17 protein-coding genes and 1 pseudogene are annotated in these 19,148 nt (G+C 39.3%); 10 read left to right on the top strand and 8 right to left on the bottom strand.

Annotated features, from left to right (window positions below; all coding sequences use genetic code 11):
• The first annotated feature begins 1 nt into the window (after nucleotide 1).
• From secG to OVA16_RS07330, 4 genes are all read left to right on the top strand, one after another.
• Entirely contained in the window at nucleotides 2-367 is a 366-nt protein-coding gene (gene secG / locus OVA16_RS07345; RefSeq protein ID WP_267764547.1) for a preprotein translocase subunit SecG, read from the top strand.
• A gap of 340 nt (nucleotides 368-707) precedes the next feature.
• A complete protein-coding gene (locus tag OVA16_RS07340; RefSeq protein WP_267764545.1) occupies nucleotides 708-2,036 on the top strand; it encodes a hypothetical protein in 1,329 nt (442 codons plus the stop codon).
• Nucleotides 2,037-2,038: 2 nt separating this feature from the next.
• On the top strand, nucleotides 2,039-2,923 hold the full coding sequence (locus OVA16_RS07335; protein WP_267763280.1) for a hypothetical protein: 885 nt from the start codon (nucleotides 2,039-2,041) through the stop codon (nucleotides 2,921-2,923).
• Nucleotides 2,924-3,114: 191 nt separating this feature from the next.
• Nucleotides 3,115-4,425, top strand: coding sequence for an IS4 family transposase (locus OVA16_RS07330; protein ID WP_267760614.1), 1,311 nt, complete (start codon nucleotides 3,115-3,117; stop codon nucleotides 4,423-4,425).
• 107 nt (nucleotides 4,426-4,532) lie between these two features.
• Here OVA16_RS07330 and dapF read toward each other — a convergent pair whose 3' ends face one another.
• Nucleotides 4,533-5,318, bottom strand: a complete 786-nt coding sequence (dapF, locus tag OVA16_RS07325) for a diaminopimelate epimerase (protein WP_267764544.1) — start codon at nucleotides 5,316-5,318, stop codon at nucleotides 4,533-4,535.
• Between the two features lie 253 nt (nucleotides 5,319-5,571).
• Between dapF and OVA16_RS07320 the strand changes: the two genes are divergently transcribed.
• Complete coding sequence (locus tag OVA16_RS07320; RefSeq protein WP_267764543.1) at nucleotides 5,572-7,110, top strand: trypsin-like peptidase domain-containing protein; 1,539 nt, start codon at nucleotides 5,572-5,574, stop codon at nucleotides 7,108-7,110.
• Between the two features lie 596 nt (nucleotides 7,111-7,706).
• On the opposite strand, the gene OVA16_RS07315 is transcribed toward OVA16_RS07320, so the two are convergent.
• Genes OVA16_RS07315 through OVA16_RS07305 form a run of 3 tightly spaced genes read right to left on the bottom strand, consistent with a single transcriptional unit; the run spans nucleotide 7,707 to nucleotide 10,396 of the window.
• Entirely contained in the window at nucleotides 7,707-8,447 is a 741-nt protein-coding gene (locus OVA16_RS07315) for a DUF4197 domain-containing protein (RefSeq protein ID WP_267764540.1), read from the bottom strand.
• A 27-nt stretch (nucleotides 8,448-8,474) separates the two neighbouring features.
• The gene (locus OVA16_RS07310; protein WP_267764538.1) at nucleotides 8,475-9,080 is read right to left on the bottom strand and encodes a YfbK domain-containing protein; all 606 of its coding nucleotides are present in this window, start codon (nucleotides 9,078-9,080) and stop codon (nucleotides 8,475-8,477) included.
• A 20-nt stretch (nucleotides 9,081-9,100) separates the two neighbouring features.
• The gene (locus OVA16_RS07305; protein ID WP_267764537.1) at nucleotides 9,101-10,396 is read right to left on the bottom strand and encodes a VWA domain-containing protein; all 1,296 of its coding nucleotides are present in this window, start codon (nucleotides 10,394-10,396) and stop codon (nucleotides 9,101-9,103) included.
• A gap of 154 nt (nucleotides 10,397-10,550) precedes the next feature.
• Here OVA16_RS07305 and OVA16_RS07300 point away from each other — a divergent pair, with 154 nt between their 5' ends.
• From OVA16_RS07300 to OVA16_RS07285, 4 genes are all read left to right on the top strand, one after another.
• Nucleotides 10,551-11,129, top strand: a complete 579-nt coding sequence (locus OVA16_RS07300) for an RNA polymerase sigma factor (RefSeq protein WP_267764536.1) — start codon at nucleotides 10,551-10,553, stop codon at nucleotides 11,127-11,129.
• Nucleotides 11,107-11,601 (top strand): hypothetical protein, encoded by a 495-nt coding sequence (locus OVA16_RS07295; RefSeq protein ID WP_267764535.1) that lies wholly within the window; start codon nucleotides 11,107-11,109, stop codon nucleotides 11,599-11,601. Before OVA16_RS07300 ends, OVA16_RS07295 begins: the two co-directional genes overlap by 23 nt.
• Nucleotides 11,602-11,729: 128 nt before the next feature.
• On the top strand, nucleotides 11,730-12,395 hold the full coding sequence (locus OVA16_RS07290; protein WP_267764534.1) for a carboxypeptidase-like regulatory domain-containing protein: 666 nt from the start codon (nucleotides 11,730-11,732) through the stop codon (nucleotides 12,393-12,395).
• A gap of 3 nt (nucleotides 12,396-12,398) precedes the next feature.
• On the top strand, nucleotides 12,399-13,013 hold the full coding sequence (locus OVA16_RS07285) for an FMN-binding negative transcriptional regulator (RefSeq protein ID WP_267764532.1): 615 nt from the start codon (nucleotides 12,399-12,401) through the stop codon (nucleotides 13,011-13,013).
• A gap of 262 nt (nucleotides 13,014-13,275) precedes the next feature.
• On the opposite strand, the gene OVA16_RS07280 is transcribed toward OVA16_RS07285, so the two are convergent.
• The gene (locus OVA16_RS07280; RefSeq protein WP_267764530.1) at nucleotides 13,276-14,703 is read right to left on the bottom strand and encodes an L-serine ammonia-lyase; all 1,428 of its coding nucleotides are present in this window, start codon (nucleotides 14,701-14,703) and stop codon (nucleotides 13,276-13,278) included.
• 101 nt (nucleotides 14,704-14,804) lie between these two features.
• Here OVA16_RS07280 and OVA16_RS07275 point away from each other — a divergent pair, with 101 nt between their 5' ends.
• Nucleotides 14,805-15,314: an RDD family protein gene (locus OVA16_RS07275; RefSeq protein ID WP_267764528.1), complete on the top strand. Its 510-nt coding sequence runs from the start codon at nucleotides 14,805-14,807 to the stop codon at nucleotides 15,312-15,314.
• A 5-nt stretch (nucleotides 15,315-15,319) separates the two neighbouring features.
• Here the strand turns inward: OVA16_RS07275 and OVA16_RS07270 are convergent, their stop codons facing one another.
• The 3 genes and pseudogenes from OVA16_RS07270 to OVA16_RS07260 all read right to left on the bottom strand — a co-directional run bounded on the left by OVA16_RS07270 (nucleotide 15,320) and on the right by OVA16_RS07260 (nucleotide 18,562).
• The gene (locus OVA16_RS07270; RefSeq protein ID WP_138728654.1) at nucleotides 15,320-15,979 is read right to left on the bottom strand and encodes an MgtC/SapB family protein; all 660 of its coding nucleotides are present in this window, start codon (nucleotides 15,977-15,979) and stop codon (nucleotides 15,320-15,322) included.
• Nucleotides 15,980-16,529: 550 nt separating this feature from the next.
• A pseudogene (gene groL, locus OVA16_RS07265) lies at nucleotides 16,530-18,166 on the bottom strand (chaperonin GroEL).
• Nucleotides 18,167-18,283: 117 nt separating this feature from the next.
• Nucleotides 18,284-18,562: a co-chaperone GroES gene (locus tag OVA16_RS07260; RefSeq protein WP_267764527.1), complete on the bottom strand. Its 279-nt coding sequence runs from the start codon at nucleotides 18,560-18,562 to the stop codon at nucleotides 18,284-18,286.
• Between the last annotated feature and the right edge of the window lie 586 nt (nucleotides 18,563-19,148).

The raw sequence follows: 19,148 nt of genomic DNA, 5'->3' as shown, positions 1-19,148 counted from the left end.
AATGGCTACTACCCTACTTATTGTTTTATTGGTAATTGCATGTATTGCCTTAGCTCTATTCATTTTAATCCAAAACCCTAAGGGTGGTGGTTTAGCTACTGGCGGCGCTAGCAGCAACATGTTTGGCGTACAACGCACTGGCGATGTTTTAGAAAAAGGAACTTGGGTTTTATTGGCCTTAATCGTAGTGTTTTCATTAGCAATTACGGCAATGAGCAAATCTAGTTCTGCTACAGGTGCAACAGGTTCTAAAATCGATGAGTTGATCAACAAAACAGCTGCTCCTTCTCCAATTGGAAGTGGCTTGCCTACAAAATCTACAGCTCCTGCTGCTACACCAGCAAAAGCTGATACCACAAAGAAATAAGCTTTAATTAAAGCAAATATAAATGTGAACTCCTTGGTTAAGCGCCAAGGAGTTTTTTGTTTTTTACAATTTGTTTTTATAAGGGCAAATAGCTAGCTTAGGTTACATTTAACTAAAAACCTATGTATAAACATTTTACCCCCCTATTTTTAGCACATTAAAAGCGCTTGCTTATGTTGCTTTTGGTATACTTTTAATTATTACCGCCTGTAAAAAAAACTATAGCGAAGATGTTGGACTAACCAGCGAACAAAACAACAAACTAGCCGAGTGGTATAAAGCCAATCTAAAAATTTCAGATGAAAACCCATTTAGTAAACTAGTACCAAATTGGGAAAAGGTGTATATCGGTAAAGAGGACAATAAAATTGTGTACGAAGTAGAGCTCGCCAACCCAGAAAACCTAATGGTACTTGGGCAAAAGGCAAACCGAAGTAACTTGGAACAAGAAGTCAAAAAACATACGATAAAACTATTGTTATTTGAAGACGAAAAGACAAAAAAAATACTTTACGCCTCCTATATGTCATTAGAAAAACACAGCAAAGGCGAATTTGATAAACTGCACTACAAAAACCTTGGCAATTTTACAGGTACGGTTTTATACTACCATTTTACGGGACAATTAGCAAACGGATGGAACTATACAAACGGCAGGATTGCCGAAAAGATAGCTGTTATCACAGAAAAGCAGTTTGATCAATTGCAGACACAAACGCAGGGAGACATTCGCACAGAAGCCATAATATGTCAATCTGGTTTTGCAGACAAGTATCAGTGGACTTGCGTTGGCGTACCAGGCTACGAAAATTGCGGATTTACCTATATAGGCCAAGAATATGTGACCTACTGCAGCTATGAGGAAGAGGATAAAGACTATCTAGGAAATGAAAATGAGAGCGGCGGAGGATATTTTCCCCCGGAATATACGGATTGTGCCGGAGTAGCCGGAGGAACCGCTATCTGGAATAATGAATGTAACACCTGCATTGGTGGTACTACAGGGTTGACGGCTTGCCCACCAAGAGAAATTATTGATAGTCTTCAAGGTTTTCCTTGTGCTCAATCTATCTTATCCGAACTTCCAAAACTTAATGATACAATTGCAAAGATCATTCAATCAACGTTTGGAGGAACTGCGCATAAATTGATAATAAAACCTAAAAGTGCATCAGGATCGATGACAGATGGGTGGCACACACCGAAATTAACATTAAACAATGGTTATAATTTTAGTGCGGGATATTCAGTAACTTCAACAATCGAGATAAATGAAGATGTATTAAACTATGCAACGAAGGATTATATTCTGGTAACGATTTACCATGAGGCTCTCCATGCATTTCTTAATGTAGAAAAGAATAGACTGGGCGCAAACTTTTCTAATGTTTACCCTGATGTAAATCCATTATATATAAATGGGCCATCTGGACAGATTGATCTCACAAAAGCAATATTTGTTTCGAACCACTCAGTTATGGCAGTGAATTTTCTAGATAAATTAGAAAAAGCGTTAATGCAATATAACACAAATCTTTCAACATCAGATCCAGATGTTATAAAAGCAATCTGCTCCGCTGGTATATTAAATCAAAGTAATGCGCAAAGACTCTTGAATAGCGCAGAAAGAGACACTAGGCAGAATAATTTTAAAGGTAAAAAATGTTAAACATGAAAAAAATTGTCCTTTTATTCTTATTGCTATCCACTAGCTCATTTAAGCTAAGTGCCAATTCAAATCTGTCGCAAAAATATTTTATATTGGATGAAAATTCAAATTCTTACCAATTTCATACCATTAAATTAAGTAATAAAGGAAAGCAAATAGAATTATATAACTTATTGTATGATCAATCAAATTTGATACTATTTTCGGTACTCCCTGTAAAAGGGGATATGATGTGGAGTGAAATTGAAGTTTCTAAAATCAAAGGGCAAATTATAGATTTTCCAGTTCTAAAACAGATTTTTTCTGAAGCATTCAACAGTTATCAGAAATCGAACTTCTATGACTGCGATTTCATTAAACGACAGGATATCTCCCTGGTCATCAATAAAAATGGAAAGTTTTTTGTTAGTAGCTTTTGCTTATCAGAGTATTTCAGTATAGTTACACAAAGCCTTGTTTTTCCTAATTTGATGGCTAACGCTATAATTAACATTAGCTCCCCTACAATAGCTGTAAAAGACTTTGAGAGCAAGTATTATAACGCTTATGGGCATTATTCTCCTAATGCAATTACAGAACGGAGTTCTACAGGAACTACAAACTTACTGAGACCTTTAGAAAAGCCACTACTTTTTAGATCTGAAGAGATTGAAATTTTCGGCTTCAAAGCCTATAAATTTTGGCAATTTACAGATTGGCACATCAACCACGGAATTAACTATTATCGAGGTATTGACAGGTTTTTATTTGTGCCAAATATCGGTATAGTGGCTGGCTCATTTGACGCTTTTCTCTCAAAAAACTCAGCAGATACAATGAAAGCCTATCTCGAAGAAATACTCATATTACCATCGGATAAAGATAAAATCAAATCCAAAGTTGAATAATTCTTTTTGGATAGTATTATTACGCATGTGGCTAGTTTAAGTGCTCGCTATTTCAGCAGGCACCCTGCTAGCACACGCCTGTGGCACCCTGCTAGCGCACCCCCAATGTCATTAAGTTAAGGAAATTAACACTGGTTAACAACTTATTTTAGCAATTTAGAACATGTTTTATTCGGTTTGCGAAAAAAGACATGACAAGAAAACCACCGTTTCATTTTGTTGAGCTTAGCCACCAATTTATATCTTCGCAGATCAATATTGAAAAATACAGAACCTGTCGAAAAGATTTTACCAGAAACCGAAAATTTGGCTTTAGAGAGTTATCTTTATTCATGTTGAGGACATTGAAACAAAACATACAGGTCGAATTGCAAAAGTTTCTTGATGATATTAAGAGCTGTGTTTACAGCTTTACCACCAGTGCTTTTGTACAGGGGCGTAAAAAGATAAAGCCCGATATGTTCCTTGATCTCAACGCTGCCATCGCCTCTGATTTTTATCGGGACAATGACGATTCGGTACAGCTTTACAAGGGACACAGGCTGCTAGCTATAGACGGTTCAACCATCAACCTTCCAATAAGCCCAAGTACGATAGCGGAATACGGCTTCTGCAATAATCAGAAAAAGACCGATGATGTGGTTATGGCCAGGGTTTCCATCCTCTATGACGTGCTCAACGAAATCGCTATCGATGGCCGCCTTTCACGTTTTAGTGTAGGCGAGGTCGCCCTTGCCCGCCAACAGCTTCTGCTTGCACAAAGCGGCGATATTGTCATCATGGACAGGGCATACACCAGTTTTGGTGCGATGCACCAGATGGACGGAGATGGGATCCATTTTATATGCAGGTGTAAGATAGCCTATTCCAATGCAACCAGGGATTTTGCGCTTTCGGGGAAGGATGACGATATTCTGGTCTTGTCCCCCAAGCAGAACAGGTCGTTTAATGGTCTGCAATATGATAAAAACGCATCTCTTACAGTCAGGATGCTTCGGGTACCGTTGAGCACTGGAGAGTATGAAATCCTGATTACCTCGCTATTGGACGCTAGGGCTTATCCCTACGCAGATTTTAAGGAGCTCTACTTCAAAAGATGGGCGATAGAAACCTATTATAACAGGTTTAAGAATATTATAGGCGTAGAACATTTTTCTGGGACAAGCTGTCAGTTTATACTACAGGAATTTTATTGTGCGCTGTACATGAGCAATATGCAGGCCATATTGACCATGGATGCACAACAACAGGCTCGGAAAAAATACGAACACCGTACCTATGAATACAGGATAAATGCATCTTTGTCGCTTTGTTTCATCCGCAACAGGCTGATAGAACTCTTTAGCAGCAAAACGGGCAAAGAAGCTATGGACGAACTGGAACAGCTCTTTGTCAAAAACGTTGTACCACTTAGGCCTAACAGGAATTTTGACAGAAAAACCGATAAATACAGGCAGAGAACAAAGCCAAAGCAGTTCAAAAATCGAAGAATTAACCTGTGAAACCCTTAACTTAATGACATTGGGCGTGCGCTAGCGCTGATATCATGGAGTATATGGCTAGCGCTTGATTTAAATATGTTTTGATGAGCCAAGATAAACCTAGGTTTCTACAAATTTATCTCGCCCTCAAAAACCTTTTCTGCCGGGCCACATAAAAACACATCGGTAAATTTCTCGCCATCGTAGCTAAAATTGATCTCTAAATTGCCACCAAGTACAGTTACCGGAGTTACCACTTGGCCAATTTGATGTTGCCTTTTAGCCATGGCCATCGCAACCGCAGTTACGCCCGTACCGCAAGCATAAGTTTCATCTTCTACGCCACGCTCAAAAGTTCTAACAAATAAATGATCAGGTTTTTTCTCTACAAAATTTACGTTGATGCCGTCGGTTTTGTAGGTTTCGTTATTGCGAATGTTGTAACCTTCGGTATAAACATCCATATTTTCTAGCCCTGTAACTTCTTTCACATAGTGCGGCGAACCTGTGTTCAATACAAAAGCGTCTTTATCCAAATTTATAGCAGCTACATCTATCATCTGTAACTCTACCCAATTGCCTTCTGCTGAAATTTTGGCATAATGAGGGCCATCAACTGCCAAAAAATTAGTCTCTGTGTCAAAAATTCCTAGATGCTTAGCAAAGGCCACAATGCATCTGCCGCCGTTACCACACATGCTACCAACCTTACCATCTGCATTGTGGTAAATCATTTCAAAATCGTAGTCTTTACTATTGGTTAAAAACATTAAGCCATCGGCACCAATGCCAAACCTACGGTCACAAAGTTGCGCTACGGCCTTTGTATCGATATTTTTTATAGGATTTTCTCTACCATCAATCAATACAAAATCATTTCCGGCACCTTGGTATTTATAGAATTTAATATTCATTTTTTATAGTAGCTAAGCTTGTAACAATTATACAATAAAAAACATCAATAAGCTGTAAGGTTGGCTTTTAACATTTTTTAACACGTATTTAGACGTTATTCTGATACAAATATCGTTGATATGGTATTAAATTTGGATAATTCATTAGTAAAAAAAGTAAACGTAAAACACAACATACAATGGAAATGCAACCGTCAACGAATTTTAATTCTTGGCAGCTTCATTACCTTTTAAAAAACAAATAATTATGGAAATGAAAAAAATAGGATTAATTGTACTTGCTGCCTCATTTATTGGTGGAGCTGCTGCAATTGGCGCCTATAAGTTGATAGAGCGCCCCAACGACAACTTTACGTTAGCAGATAGACAAAAGACCATGTTTGCAAGTAACGTAAGTGGTGTATCTTCTGCCGGAGCACCTGATTTTGTACAGGCTGCAGCTGCGGTTTCGCCAGCAGTGGTTCACATTAAAACTACCTACCAAGGTAAATCTAGCCGAGGCGGCGGCGGTATGGAAGACATGTTTGAGCAATTCTTTGGTTTTGGTGGCGGCGGCCGTGTACAACGCCAACCACAGGCAGCTTCGGGTTCTGGCGTAATTTTAACGTCAGATGGTTATATTGTAACCAATAACCACGTAGTAGACAAAGCAGATAAAATTGAAGTGATTTTGGCTAACAGACGTAAAGCAACTGCAACAGTAATTGGCAAAGACCCAAACACAGATTTGGCTTTAATTAAGGTTGATGTAGATGGCCTACCTTTTGTGAAAATGGGTAACTCAGACAATGTACAAGTTGGAGAGTGGGTATTGGCAGTAGGTTTCCCGCTAGATTTACAGACTACAGTTACTGCAGGTATTGTAAGTGCCAAGGCTCGTAACATTGGTATTTTAAACCGCGATAATGGCATGATGACCGAAGAAGAATATGATGAGTTCAGAAGAACTGGCAAACAGCCTTCAAGAGCCAACAATTCTATCGAATCTTTCATCCAAACAGATGCAGCAATTAACCCTGGTAACAGTGGTGGTGCATTGGTTAATGCTGCTGGCGAGTTGGTGGGTATCAATGCGGCTATTGCTTCACAAAGTGGTAGAAACGAAGGTTACGGTTTCGCTATTCCGGTAAATTTAGCTAAAAAGATTTTAGAAGACTTTAAAAAATATGGTTCGGTTAAACGCGGTTATATTGGCGTAACCTTTACCGCATTAGATGCCGATGTTGCCGAACAATTAAAAATCAAAGATAATTCTGGTTTATACGTTAGAGAGGTATTGCCAGGCGGAGCGGCAGCCGCAGCTGGTATCAAAGAAGGCGATATCATTAAAAAAGTAGAAGGCGTTGCCATTTACGATTCGCCTGATTTGCAGGAGCGCATTGGCCGTATGAGCCCTGGCGATAAAGTGGCTTTAACTGTGTTAAAAGCAGATGGTTCTACTAAAAACATCAGCGTAACGTTAAAAGGCGAGAGTTCTGTAGCGTTAGCTAAAAAAGAAAGCGAAAAAGCTACTGGGGTAAGTTTGAATAAGTTGGGCGCAACTTTTGCACCTGCTTCGGCAACTCAAAAAGAGAAGTTAGGTATTAAATCTGGCTTGGTGGTAACCAATGTAGTTCCTGGCGAAGAATTTGATTATTATGGCATTGGCAAAGGCTCTATCGTTTACAAAATAAATGGAAAAGAGGTTAACAGTGCTGCAGAATTAGAGAAAGCCTTGGCTACCTCGCGAGATGGCAGAACTACCATTTCGGGTTTTAATCCAAACGGAGGAACATTTGTTATTCAGTTTTAAGAAATAGTTCGATCAAAAAATAATGGGATGCTCATTCGAGTGTCCCTTTTTTATTTTTTAAGAAGCGCAGTTGCAATGCTATCATTTACCTTCAGTCCCACTTTTGGCTTTAGTTCTCGGTTGCTTCGCTAACGCTCTCGCTGCCCTGCGGGCTACCGCCTGCAATCGGGGCTATATTACAAATTCTGTGCAACCCAAAACAGAAGGTTGACAAAGTTTAGCGGCACAATGATCGCGTTTGTTATTCCAATAAAAATTTGGCTTTGCGTTCTTTGCTAATTCTTTGCGTTAAAATTTAGCCGTAAAGCAGAGGTGCGCAAAGAACGCAAAGACTGAAAACTAAGTCAATCGAAATGAGCATGAACGGGACTAACGTTAATAGTAGCAGTGTATTGGCTTTTCTAATGTTAAACGAAAAAAGCACCCAAATTTTGGATGCTTTTCTTTTGATATAGTAAACCTATTTATGCTGTGCCTGCCCTCCGCGGATAGCCCACTCACAGGACTTTTTTATCTTCTTGTTTTGTGATAACAAGCTAGCAAAAAATTGGTTTGGTTACTTTAAATTTTTATTAACAAATCAACAATTTTGTGGATTATTTTTTGGTATCGGCATAGCCGAAAACTTTTTGTAGCAAACTGGTAGAACGTGCGCCAATGTTATCTCTAATTTTTAGCTCCTCTTGTGCTACCTGTACAAACATACCATCAATTGCTTTTTCTGCAACGTATTGCGTTAAGTTGGTGTTTACAGGTTTTACCAAAGGGATCTTATTGTAAGCTGCTGCGGCATCTGTCCAATATTTGGTAGCGCCAACTTTGCTTAGGCTATTGTTAATTACTGGCGAAAATTTTTCCATCAGCTGTGATGTAGTTACACGTTTAAAGTAAGTAGTTGCCGCATCTTTATTTCCTAAAAGGATGTTAGTTGCATCGGCAATGGTCATTTGCTTAATTGCATTTATAAAAATCGGTTTGGCTTCTTTCGCAGCATCTTCTGCAGCACGGTTTAAGCTCAATATCACATTATCGGCCAATGAATTTAAACCCACGCTACGCAAAGTTTTTTCTACTTTTTGAGCCTCTGTTGGGAACAAAATCTTAACAGCCATGTTACCAAAAAATCCATCTTTGGCAGAAAGCCTATCTGCACCAGCCGAAGTACCTATTTCTAATGCCTGTTTTAAAGCATTGCCAATTTCTAAGCTTGATGGTGTTCCAGTAGCTCCAGTAGCCACTTGTCCTAAAATATTGCCAATTTTGCTTTGACTTTGTGCATCGCAACTGCTAAAACATAAAGCTGAGGCTGCTAATAAGAATAATCCTGTTCTCTTCATAAAGTATGTAATTAAGCTAAGGCAGTATTATTTCTCTCTGCCAGTAGTAGCAAAATTACGTAAATCTTTCGCCAATAGCTGTGCCGATTTAGCTATTTTAACATATTCGGCACGGTAGCCTTCCTTATCTACACCTTTTGCACCCTCTGCTAATGCAATGGCTTGCTCAAAAGTGCTTTCTTGTACAAATTCTGATTGGCGTAGCAACATGCCAAACATAGCCACCGAAGCAGAGAACTTAAAATTATCGCTAGTTTTGGTCAGCTTGTCTTGATAGTGGTCTACTACGGGTTGTTCTAGTAACTTACTTCGGTTGCCATCTGGTTGTTTGTAGCGCATTTTTACGGTTAAAAGTTCGTTAGTGTTGCTAAAAGATGATGAGGTATTCTTTTTAGTTTTTTGATATTTGAGCGCATCAACACTTTTTACAAACTTGCTTTCTACGCCAACCGGAATAATCTCATACAGTGCAGTAACGGTATGGCCGGCACCCATTTCGCCCGCATCTTTTTGGTCGTCGTTAAAATCTTCGTTGTTTAGCAATCTATTTTCGTAGCCAATTAAACGATAGGCCTGCACTTTAGCCGGATTAAATTCTATCTGTAGTTTTACATCTTTAGCAACGGTAAACAAAGTGCCCCCAAACTCGTTAATTAGTACTTTTCTAGCTTCGTTAATGTCATCAATATAGGCGTAGTTGCCATTGCCTTTGTTGGCCAGTAATCTTCCATTTTGCTGTCTTTGTAATTGCCCATGCCAAAGCCTAAAACAGTAAGGAACACACCGCTTTTACGTTTTTCTTCAATCAGTGTTTGCATATCGGCATCGCTATTAGCACCAACATTAAAATCGCCATCGGTTGCCAAAATAATACGGTTATTGCCACCTTTAATGAAATTATCTGTAGCCACTTTGTAAGCCAATTTAATACCTGCACCACCAGCGGTAGAACCACCAGCACTCAGTTTGTTCAAAGCATCTTTAATCGCTTGTTTGTTATCGCCAGAGGTAGCAGGTAAAACCAAACCAGAATTACCGGCGTAAACCACAATAGCAACTTTATCTTGGTCGCGTAAATTATCAGTAAGTAAACGTAGGGAGCTAACCAATAAAGGTAATTTGTTGTAAGAGTTCATTGAACCAGAAACGTCGATTAAGAAAACCAGGTTAGATGGTGGCAATTTTTCTGTAGGGATATTTTTTGCTTTTAGGCCGATATGTACTAAGCGGTGTTGGTTATTCCAAGGCGCAGTGCCTATTTCGGTTACAATATTTACAGGGTCATTACCTCTTGGTTGTTCGTAATTGTAGTCGAAGTAGTTGATCATTTCTTCGATACGTACTGCATCTTTTGGAGGTAGGTTGCCGCCGTTAATAAACCTACGCATGTTGCTATAAGAGGCCGCATCTACATCAATAGAAAAAGTAGAAAGCGGGTTGTCGGTTGCTTTTTTGAACCCATTCTCTGTGATATGGGCATAGCTTTCGCTGTTCTGGATAGGGCTACTCATTATTCTCCCACCACTATGTACTCCAGAAATGCTGCCTTGTAGGGCGTAATTGGCTGGCGGAGCCATATTCTTTGCAGAAGCTATAAGTTCTTTTCTTTGCTGAACACCATAAGCTATAATTGCCACTTCGTTGAGGGCTTTCACGTCTTCGGCTAAGCTGATGTTAATAACGTTCGACTTGCTAATAGTTACTTTTTTGGTTTGAAAACCTAAGAAGCTCACTTGTAAATGGGTATCGGTATTGGGCGCTTTGATAAGGTATTTTCCATTAGCATCGGTTTTGGTAGTGGTTTTACTAGGCAAACTTTTAATGAATACGCCAGGTAAAGTTAAGCCATCGGCGGCACTGGTAATGGTGCCAGAAATTTCTCTAGTGGGCGTAGTTTTGTATCCTAATAATAGGAATAATGCCAAAATGGGTGTGAGTAAAATTTTCATATCAATATTTTTTTGAAGTATTAAAGTCCATCTTTCGGAATAGCTTCAAGATTTCCCGACTTTCTAAAGGGTAGATGTAGGTATCATAGATTTTCCACACTCGTCTCGAAAAATATTTTTATACTTGAAGAAATTTTAGGCATTCCGAAAAGATTTGAAGTTTATAAAGCATACATCTGGCAATAGAGAGACAGACGACCTTTCTTTGGTTGCGGCTTATCAAGAAAGCGGCGATTTAGAAGTGTTGGGTCAACTTTATAACCGATATATGCACTTGGTTTACGGGGTTTGTTTTAACTACTTTAAAGATGAGGAGCAAAGTAAAGATGCCGTAATGCAAATTTTTGAAGAGTTGGTTAAGAAATTGCGTATCCATCAGGTACAGAATTTTAAAAGTTGGCTGCATGTACTTACCCGTAACCATTGTTTAATGGCGCTACGTAAATCTTCAAAAAATCCAATGGTAACGCTCGAAGAAAATTTTGTGGAAAATGATGACTTTGTGCATCTTGATATCGACGACACAAAAGAAACTCAGTTAACCATTATGGAAAAGTGCATGGAAACCCTTTCGGAAGAACAACGAAAAAGCGTAGATTTATTCTATCTACAAGAAAAATGCTATAAAGAAGTTGCCGATATTACGGGGTACGATATGCTTAAAGTGAAAAGCTATATCCAAAATGGAAAACGCAATTTGAAAATTTGTATTGAAAAGAACAGTGGGCAATAACGAATGGTTAGATATTGATGTGCTAGACGACTACCTAGAAGGGAAGTTAGATTCTGGTATGATGCATAAGGTAGAGCGAATTTCGCTCGAAGACCCTTTTATTGCCCAAGCTTTGGAGGGCTTATCTGCCGCTAAAAAACGTACCCAAACTTTTTCTCTGTTACAAAAGCAATTGCAAGAACGTGTGGCGCAAAAGCCAGTTGAGCGTAAAATGTGGCGAATTACTTCGCATAGGTTAAGCATTGCCGCAACCGCTGCCGTGCTTTTTATTACTGCTGGCGTGTTGTTTTGGATGCGTGAAAGTAACCGCCGCCAACAGCTAGAAATTGCCAATAATCGGCCTAAGCAAATTGAAGTAAATATCAAGCCAGAAGTAGCGGCTGTAGCACCTGCAGATACTTTGAGTTCGGCAAAACCAGCAACACTGGCCGACCCGCAGAAAGTGGAGCAAGTGCTAAGTAGTATTTTTTAGCTAAAGGAAACCAAGCCATTGCGAAGAATAGTATACCAAGAGAAACCATTATCGAAAGTGCGTCTTTAGAAAATAAAGAGGCAGTAAAAGCCCGCCTAACTAAAGAAAACAGAGAAAATCAAGCAAAAATGGTTGGCGCACGAATAGCAGCACCAGTTGCACCCGTACAAGCTTTAGAAAGCAGGGTAGAAGGTATTCAGATAAAGACTGATCCTTATGCAAAATCGGTTAAAGGGACAGTGTATGATGTTTATGGTAGGCCTTTGTCTGGTGCCGATGTAAAAATGGTAGGCGATGATATCAGGGCGATAACCAATAAAAGTGGTGAGTTTACGCTGCCTGTAGATAAAGAGAAAGTAACTTTAGAGGTAACTTCATTAGGCTTTGCAAGCAAAAATATTGAAGCTAAGGCAAATCAAGATGTGAATGTACGCTTGGATGAAAGTAATTCGGGTTTAAGTGAAGTTGTAGCAGTTGGTTATGGTAAAGCAAAGAAAAAAGCTACAACTACCGCTAAAGAAGCTGCTGAGGAAGTAAATGTTGGCGTTCCAGAGATGGGGTGGAAAGCTTATAATGAATATCTCACTAAAAATAATAAGTTATTGGCAGATGGGTCAAAAGCTGTTATTTTAAGTTTTAAGCTTTCAGCAGATGCCATGCCAAATGATGTTAAAGTTGTAAAATCTGAGGGTAAAGCAATGGATGAAGAGGCCAATAGGTTGCTTAAGAATGGTGGTAAATGGAAATTTCCGACAGGGAAAAGTAATACACTATCTATCAGTATTAAGTTTTAACAAGTGTATAAAGTCTCTAATTTTCTCGAAAAAGATATTGATAAGTTAATTGCTTTCATCGAAGCTCATCCGTTTGCGGTACTAATTGGCGCAAATCAAAATATACCTTCTGCAACTCAAATTCCTTTACAGGTAAAAAAAGAGGGCGAAACAGTAAAGTTGGTTGGTCATGTAATGAGAAAAACCGACCATTATGAAGCTTTTGTTGCCAATGAAAATGTATTGGCTTTGTTTCATGGAGCGCATGCTTATGTGAGTGCATCGGTTTACGAAAATCCAGCTTCGGCTTCTACATGGAATTATAGTTCGGTACAAGCCAAGGGTAAAGTTAGGCTGTTGGGGAATGATGAAACGAGAAAAGTTATTGAAGATTTAACCAACCAGTACGAAAAAGAACACAGTCCAGCTGCTTTCCATCAAATGTCTGATGAGTATATTGAAAAACATTTGAAGGCTATTGCAGGTATTGAAATTACAGTTACTAGCTTAGAAGGTGTTTTTAAGTTGAGCCAAAATCATTCGCAGGCTAATAAAGAAAATATTGTTGATTATTTGTTGCAGAGCGATGATGCGCAGGGGCAGCAGGTGGCGAAGCAGATGAAGGATTTGAATAGTTAAATTGTTTTATTGTTGGATTGTCCTTATTCCCCGCTGATTGCGCAGATTTTTACCGCAGATCTTCGCTGATTTTGTCTGTTGCGGAGCGATGATGTGCAGGGGCAGCAGGTGGCGAAGCAGATGAAGGATTTGAATAGTTAAATTGTTTTATTGCTAGATTGTCCTTATTCCCCGCTGATTGCGCAGATTTTTACCGCAGATCTTCGCTGATTTAGTTATGCGTTTTACATTCCTCCCCTTTGGGGAGGTTAGGAGGTGCTTTTTAACATTCTGGCAAGCTAATAGGGATATTTGTAGCCAAACCACCATCAGAAGTTTCTTTGTATTTAGAGTTCATATCCAAAGCGGTTTCCCACATGGTATTCACCACGGCATCTAAGCTTACTTTTGCCTTATCAGGATTACTTTGTAGCGCCAATTGACTAGCCGTGATGGCTTTAATAGCACCCATAGTGTTACGCTCTATACAAGGGATTTGGACCAAGCCACCTATAGGATCGCAGGTTAAGCCCAAATGATGTTCCATGGCTATTTCTGCTGCCATTAACACTTGGCGTTGTGAACCACCTAGACATTCGGTTAGCGCCGCTGCGGCCATTGCAGAAGATACCCCAATTTCTGCCTGACAACCGCCCATTGCTGCGGAAATGGTAGCTCCTTTCTTGAAAATACTACCAATCTCGCTTGCACAAGCGATGAACTGAATGATTTTATCTTCTGTATAACCATCGCAAAACGTAATGAAGTATTGTAATACTGCCGGAATTACCCCAGCTGCACCGTTAGTTGGTGCAGTTACTACACGGCCAAATGCTGCATTTTCTTCGTTTACGGCCAAAGCAAAACAGCTTACCCAATCTAAAATATAGTTAAATCCCATCCCACCATTGCGGATGGCGGTAATCCAGCTGTCATAATCGCTATAAGTTTGGTTCCCAATTAAGCGTTGGTTCAACTTGGCCGCTCTACGGGCAACATCCAACCCGCCAGGTAAAAACCCCGAAGTATGGCAACCTCTGTAAATACATTCTTTAATTACTTGGTAATGTTGTAAAATGCCTTTCTTGGTTTCGGTTTCTGTGCGCCAAGCAGCTTCATTTTCCATTACCACTTCGCTTACTTTTAAACCAGTGGTTAAACACCAATGCAAAAGTTCACTGGCTTTTTCAACCGGAAACGGTAAATCTACCTGTTCTTTTTCTGAACTATCTTGACCTTCTTTTACCACAAAGCCACCACCTATGCTGTAATAAGTTTCTGAAATTGCCTTGCCCGTAGATAGCAATGCTTGGAAAGTAACCGCATTTGGATGGAATGGTAGGCTTTCGGCAAACAGGAAAATCAAATCCTCATCATAAGCAAAGCTGATGTTTTGTTGGCCTGCCAAATTAAGCCGTCGAGTTTTCTTGATTTCAGCAACTGTACTATCGATAGCGTTTACGTCGAAAGTAACTGGGTCGCCGCCTGCTAAACCTAACAAAATGGCAACATCAGTGCCGTGGCCTTTGCCCGTTTTGGCTAAAGAACCATACAGTAAGATTTTCACTTGCTCTACATCTGCAAGCACACCTTGTGCCGCCAAGCTATTGGTAAATTGCTGCGCAGCCCGCCAAGGGCCAAGCGTATGCGAACTGGATGGCCCAATTCCTATCTTAAATATATCGAAAACTGAAATTTGTTCATTTGGCATAAACGCAAAGCTACGATTGTTTTGGGATTTAATAGCTAGGAATATATCAGCAATTTATTATCTTCATACTCAATAAAATAAACGCTTAATTAATTAACGCTATGCAACAAACACACGTTCACGAAGAGTTAGATTACAGTAGGGCAAGTACAGGAAAGAGATTTGCTAATTATTTGATAGATGCTTTGGTATTTTACGTTGTAGCATTTTTATTGGGTATTGTAGTCGGATTTTTTAAGCCAGAGCTATTACCAGATGAAGATAGTGGTATTTTAAGTCGAATTGTTTCCTTAATCTGTTACGGGATGTTAATGTTCGTTATTGAAGCTGCATGTGGTGGCAAAACTTTAGGGAAAGTAATTACGGGTACCAAAGCAATCAATTCGGATGGTAGTGAGATGAGCTTTCAAAAAGCATTTATTCGTAATATCATTCGTTGCATTCCATTTAATGCGCTTAGTGCGTTTGGCACGCCTTGTAATCCGTGGCACGACGCATGGTCTAATACGATGGTAATTGATGAGAAAAAATTAGATCTACAGCTTCGAAAAGACGTTTTCTTTTCTGAGCTTAGCAATCAAAATGGAGCAGCAGACATGGCTTCGCAATGAGCCTATTAAAAATCAAACTCTAAAATACCATCATCTTGCAACATGGCTTCTACAAATTCGTGGTGCTTTTGTGGGCTGCCAATGGCGTCCCAAGTGCCGGTAATGATGCCGTTAGCCAATTGATGTTTACCACGGCTAGCTTTAAGCTTGTACTTTTTGAAGATCAATTCGTAATTGTCTAAATCTTTGTTCTGGTATTTTTTTACAATTCGATAAGTACGTCTAGTAAAGCGACGATCGGCGATGTTTTCTACATAAGGAAAAACCAATAACGATAACAATACTACTGCGGTTACGCCAATGGCCTGTATAAAATAGCCAGAACCCACAGCCATACCAATAGCGGCTACAATCCAGATTACGCAGGCGGTGGTTAAGCCTTTTACGCGGTTTTCTTCTTTAAAAATAACGCCAGCACCTAAAAAACCTATCCCCGTTACAATGTTAGAGGCAATACGGTCATGACTAACATCGCCAATTTTTACCGAAAGCACGGTAAACAAGGCAGAGCCTAAACCAATCATGATCATGGTTTTTAAGCCAGCAGATTTACTGCGGTATTCGCGTTCGGCGCCAATTAAACCGCATAAAAAAATGGCCAGCAAAAACTTGTTTACTTCTGCAATGGTAAGGAATTGATTTCTATCGCCAAGGATTTCCCACATGGGTTAAATGTAGAAAGTAAAAAGGTAAAAGCGAAAAGTTTTTGCAAGTCAGTTTGTGGTGTAGTCGGGAAGTCGGAAAATTAAAGCAGAATCAGCAAGAAGGTTGAGCGTAACGAAATCCAGATACTTCGGGCAGCAAAGGAACCAAGAATTGAGTGTAGGTGCATTGGCATTGTGAAATAGCCCGGATTGAAGCGGAAATACTTTTTTGTACGTCATTTCGAAAGGAGGAACGACTGAGAAATCTGTGAGTTGAGTAATTCTATCGAACAGATTTCTCACATACGTTCGAAATGACGACAGACGGATTGCAAAAAAGATTGCAGCGAAAAGTGGGACTGGCGGAAAATAGCAGCAGAGAAATTGCGCTTCAAATTATGAAGTTAGATTTCTCCACTCGCTGTGGTCTAAATAGCGTGGTGCCAATAAAACATAAAAAATCCCTCAAAACGTGCGCTTTGAGGGATTTTTTATGTTTTAAGTTGAAAGTAAAAAGTTTAAATAGCATTAAGCTACTTTTAACTTTTTACTTCTCACTTTTAACTTTTTATTACATCATGCCGCCCATGCCGCCACCCATTGGTGGGTGCGAGTGGCCTGCGTCTGCTGCTTCTGGCTCATCTGCCAAAACAACTTCTGTAGTTAACAACATTGCCGCAATTGAAGCTGCGTTTTCTAAAGCTACACGAGATACTTTTGTTGGGTCGATAACACCAGCACCAATTAAGTTCTCATAAACATCAGTACGAGCATTGTAACCGAAATCTGCAGTGCCTTCTTTTACTTTTTGTACCACAATAGAACCTTCGATACCTGCATTTTCGCAGATTTGACGTAATGGCTCTTCGATAGCACGTTTTACTATAGCAATACCAGTAGTTTCGTCATCGTTATCGCCTTTTAGGTTAGCTAAAGCCTCAACCGCACGGATGAAAGCCACACCACCACCAGCAACAATACCTTCTTCTACAGCAGCACGAGTTGCGTGTAAAGCATCATCAACACGGTCTTTTTTCTCTTTCATTTCAACTTCCGAAGCAGCACCTACGTAAAGTACGGCAACACCGCCAGAAAGTTTAGCTAAACGCTCTTGTAATTTTTCTTTATCGTAATCTGAAGTTGTAGTTTCAATTTGAGCTTTGATTTGACCAACACGAGCTTTGATATCTTCAGTTTTACCAGCACCGTTAATTACTGTAGTATTGTCTTTATCTACTACTACTTTCTCTGCAGTACCTAAGTAAGAAAGATCAGCATTTTCTAATTTGTAACCTCTTTCTTCAGAAATTACAGTACCGCCAGTTAAGATAGCTATGTCTTCTAACATTGCTTTTCTTCTATCACCAAAACCTGGAGCTTTAACTGCAGCTACTTTCAGCGAGCCACGGATTTTGTTAACCACCAAAGTAGCTAATGCTTCACCGTCTAAATCTTCAGCGATTATTAAAAGCGGTTTACCAGTTTGTACCGTTTTTTCCAATACTGGCAACAATTCTTTCATATTGCTGATTTTTTTGTCGTAGATCAAGATGAAAGGCGAGTCTAAATCAGCTTCCATTTTATCCGCGTTAGTTACGAAGTACGGAGAAAGGTAACCTCTGTCGAATTGCATACCTTCTACAGTTTTTACTTCTGTTTCAGTACCTTTTGCTTCTTCTACAGTAATTACACCATCTTTACCTACTTTTTGCATTGCCTCAGCAATTAACGAACCGATTACCTCGTCATTGTTTGCAGAAATTGAAGCCACTTGTTTGATTTTGTTGTTGTCTTCGCCTACAGTTTGAGATTGAGTTTTTAAGTTCTCAACTACAGCAGTAACTGCTTTATCGATACCACGTTTCAAATCCATCGGATTTGCACCAGCAGCTACGTTTTTAATACCCGCAGTAACAATTGCTTGCGCTAATACAGTAGCAGTAGTAGTTCCGTCACCTGCAATATCAGCAGTTTTAGAAGCTACTTCTTTTACCATTTGCGCACCCATGTTTTCAATTGGGTCTTTCAAATCAATTTCTTTAGCTACAGAAACACCATCTTTAGTGATTGCTGGTAGCCAAATTTTTTATCGATAATTACGTTACGTCCTTTTGGACCTAAAGTTACTTTTACTGCATTTGCTAAAGTGTCTACACCTTTTTTCAGTGCGTCGCGAGCTTCAACGTTATATCTTACTTGTTTTGCCATGTTTATTTAAAATTTTGAATGATTAAATGAGAAATTTATTAAATGTTCTCACTGCCATATTTTTCGCTGAACTTTACGATTTACTCATTTAAAATTCAGTCATTTACTCATTTTCTCTTATCCAATTACCGCGTAAATATCAGCTTCACGCATAATTAAATACTCTTTTCCTTCGTGAGATACTTCTGTACCAGCAAATTTGCCATAAAGTACTGCATCACCAACTTTTACAGTCATTGGTTCATCTTTTTTACCAGCGCCAACAGCAACTACAGTTCCTTGTTGAGGTTTTTCTTTTGCAGTATCAGGGATATAGATACCAGAAGCTGTTTTTTCTTCAGCAGGTGCAGCTTCTACCACAATCCTGTCTCCAATTGGTTTTAAATTTAAAGCCATAACTCTAATAATATTATTTTGATTTAAAATTTTTAGTTTAACAGTTAATCCTTTATCAGTTATTATGCCAATAGGTTTTGGCTTGACAAATTTTCACAGCTTTGTCAGTTGGCTCAAAAAGCTGTTGTTTTTTGGTGTCAGAGTGACAGGGTAATGGTATCGAGTAGCTGTAGGAATTTCAGATTTTTAGGAGCACAACGGTTGTCGCATTTATTTACCGATAGTCCCGCCATACATTACAAGTCCGCAGCTGCGCTATGCTGGCCTGCGTGCTTTTCATTACTGTCGGGGCTATTTTACAGCGGCTCAATGCAATACAGTTAAAACCAGTGTAGTATACAAAACAAACCTTGTTAGCGCAGGACTTTGGCCTGTGAATATACTCAATGATATCGTTTTATTAATTAAAACACACGCCACAGGCGTGCCCTTTCTGGCGCCAGCATTTGCTGAGATTATTTCCAACAAAAGCACAAGCACCGCTGCGCTAATGCTTGCGCCCAATGTCATTAAGTTAAGGAAATTAACACTGGTTAACAACTTATTTTAGCAATTTAGAACATGTTTTATTCGGTTTGCGAAAAAA

It is taken from the genome of Pedobacter sp. SL55 (assembly GCF_026625705.1).
In the GTDB taxonomy this organism is placed as follows: Bacteria; Bacteroidota; Bacteroidia; order Sphingobacteriales; family Sphingobacteriaceae; genus Pedobacter.
Note: the sequence above shows the minus strand (reverse complement) of the source record. Positions and strands in the feature narration are given on the sequence as shown.

What these genes read in the sequence shown, in the direction of transcription:
- secG (WP_267764547.1), top strand. Translation starts at nt 2, where the DNA reads ATGGCTACTACCCTACTTATTGTTTTATTGGTAATTGCATGTATTGCC.
- OVA16_RS07335 (WP_267763280.1), top strand. Translation starts at nt 2,039, where the DNA reads ATGAAAAAAATTGTCCTTTTATTCTTATTGCTATCCACTAGCTCATTT.
- OVA16_RS07330 (WP_267760614.1), top strand. Translation starts at nt 3,115, where the DNA reads ATGACAAGAAAACCACCGTTTCATTTTGTTGAGCTTAGCCACCAATTT.
- dapF (WP_267764544.1), bottom strand. Translation starts at nt 5,318, where the DNA reads ATGAATATTAAATTCTATAAATACCAAGGTGCCGGAAATGATTTTGTA.
- OVA16_RS07320 (WP_267764543.1), top strand. Translation starts at nt 5,572, where the DNA reads ATGAAAAAAATAGGATTAATTGTACTTGCTGCCTCATTTATTGGTGGA.
- OVA16_RS07315 (WP_267764540.1), bottom strand. Translation starts at nt 8,447, where the DNA reads ATGAAGAGAACAGGATTATTCTTATTAGCAGCCTCAGCTTTATGTTTT.
- OVA16_RS07305 (WP_267764537.1), bottom strand. Translation starts at nt 10,396, where the DNA reads ATGAAAATTTTACTCACACCCATTTTGGCATTATTCCTATTATTAGGA.
- OVA16_RS07290 (WP_267764534.1), top strand. Translation starts at nt 11,730, where the DNA reads ATGGTTGGCGCACGAATAGCAGCACCAGTTGCACCCGTACAAGCTTTA.
- OVA16_RS07280 (WP_267764530.1), bottom strand. Translation starts at nt 14,703, where the DNA reads ATGCCAAATGAACAAATTTCAGTTTTCGATATATTTAAGATAGGAATT.
- OVA16_RS07275 (WP_267764528.1), top strand. Translation starts at nt 14,805, where the DNA reads ATGCAACAAACACACGTTCACGAAGAGTTAGATTACAGTAGGGCAAGT.
- OVA16_RS07270 (WP_138728654.1), bottom strand. Translation starts at nt 15,979, where the DNA reads ATGTGGGAAATCCTTGGCGATAGAAATCAATTCCTTACCATTGCAGAA.
- OVA16_RS07260 (WP_267764527.1), bottom strand. Translation starts at nt 18,562, where the DNA reads ATGGCTTTAAATTTAAAACCAATTGGAGACAGGATTGTGGTAGAAGCT.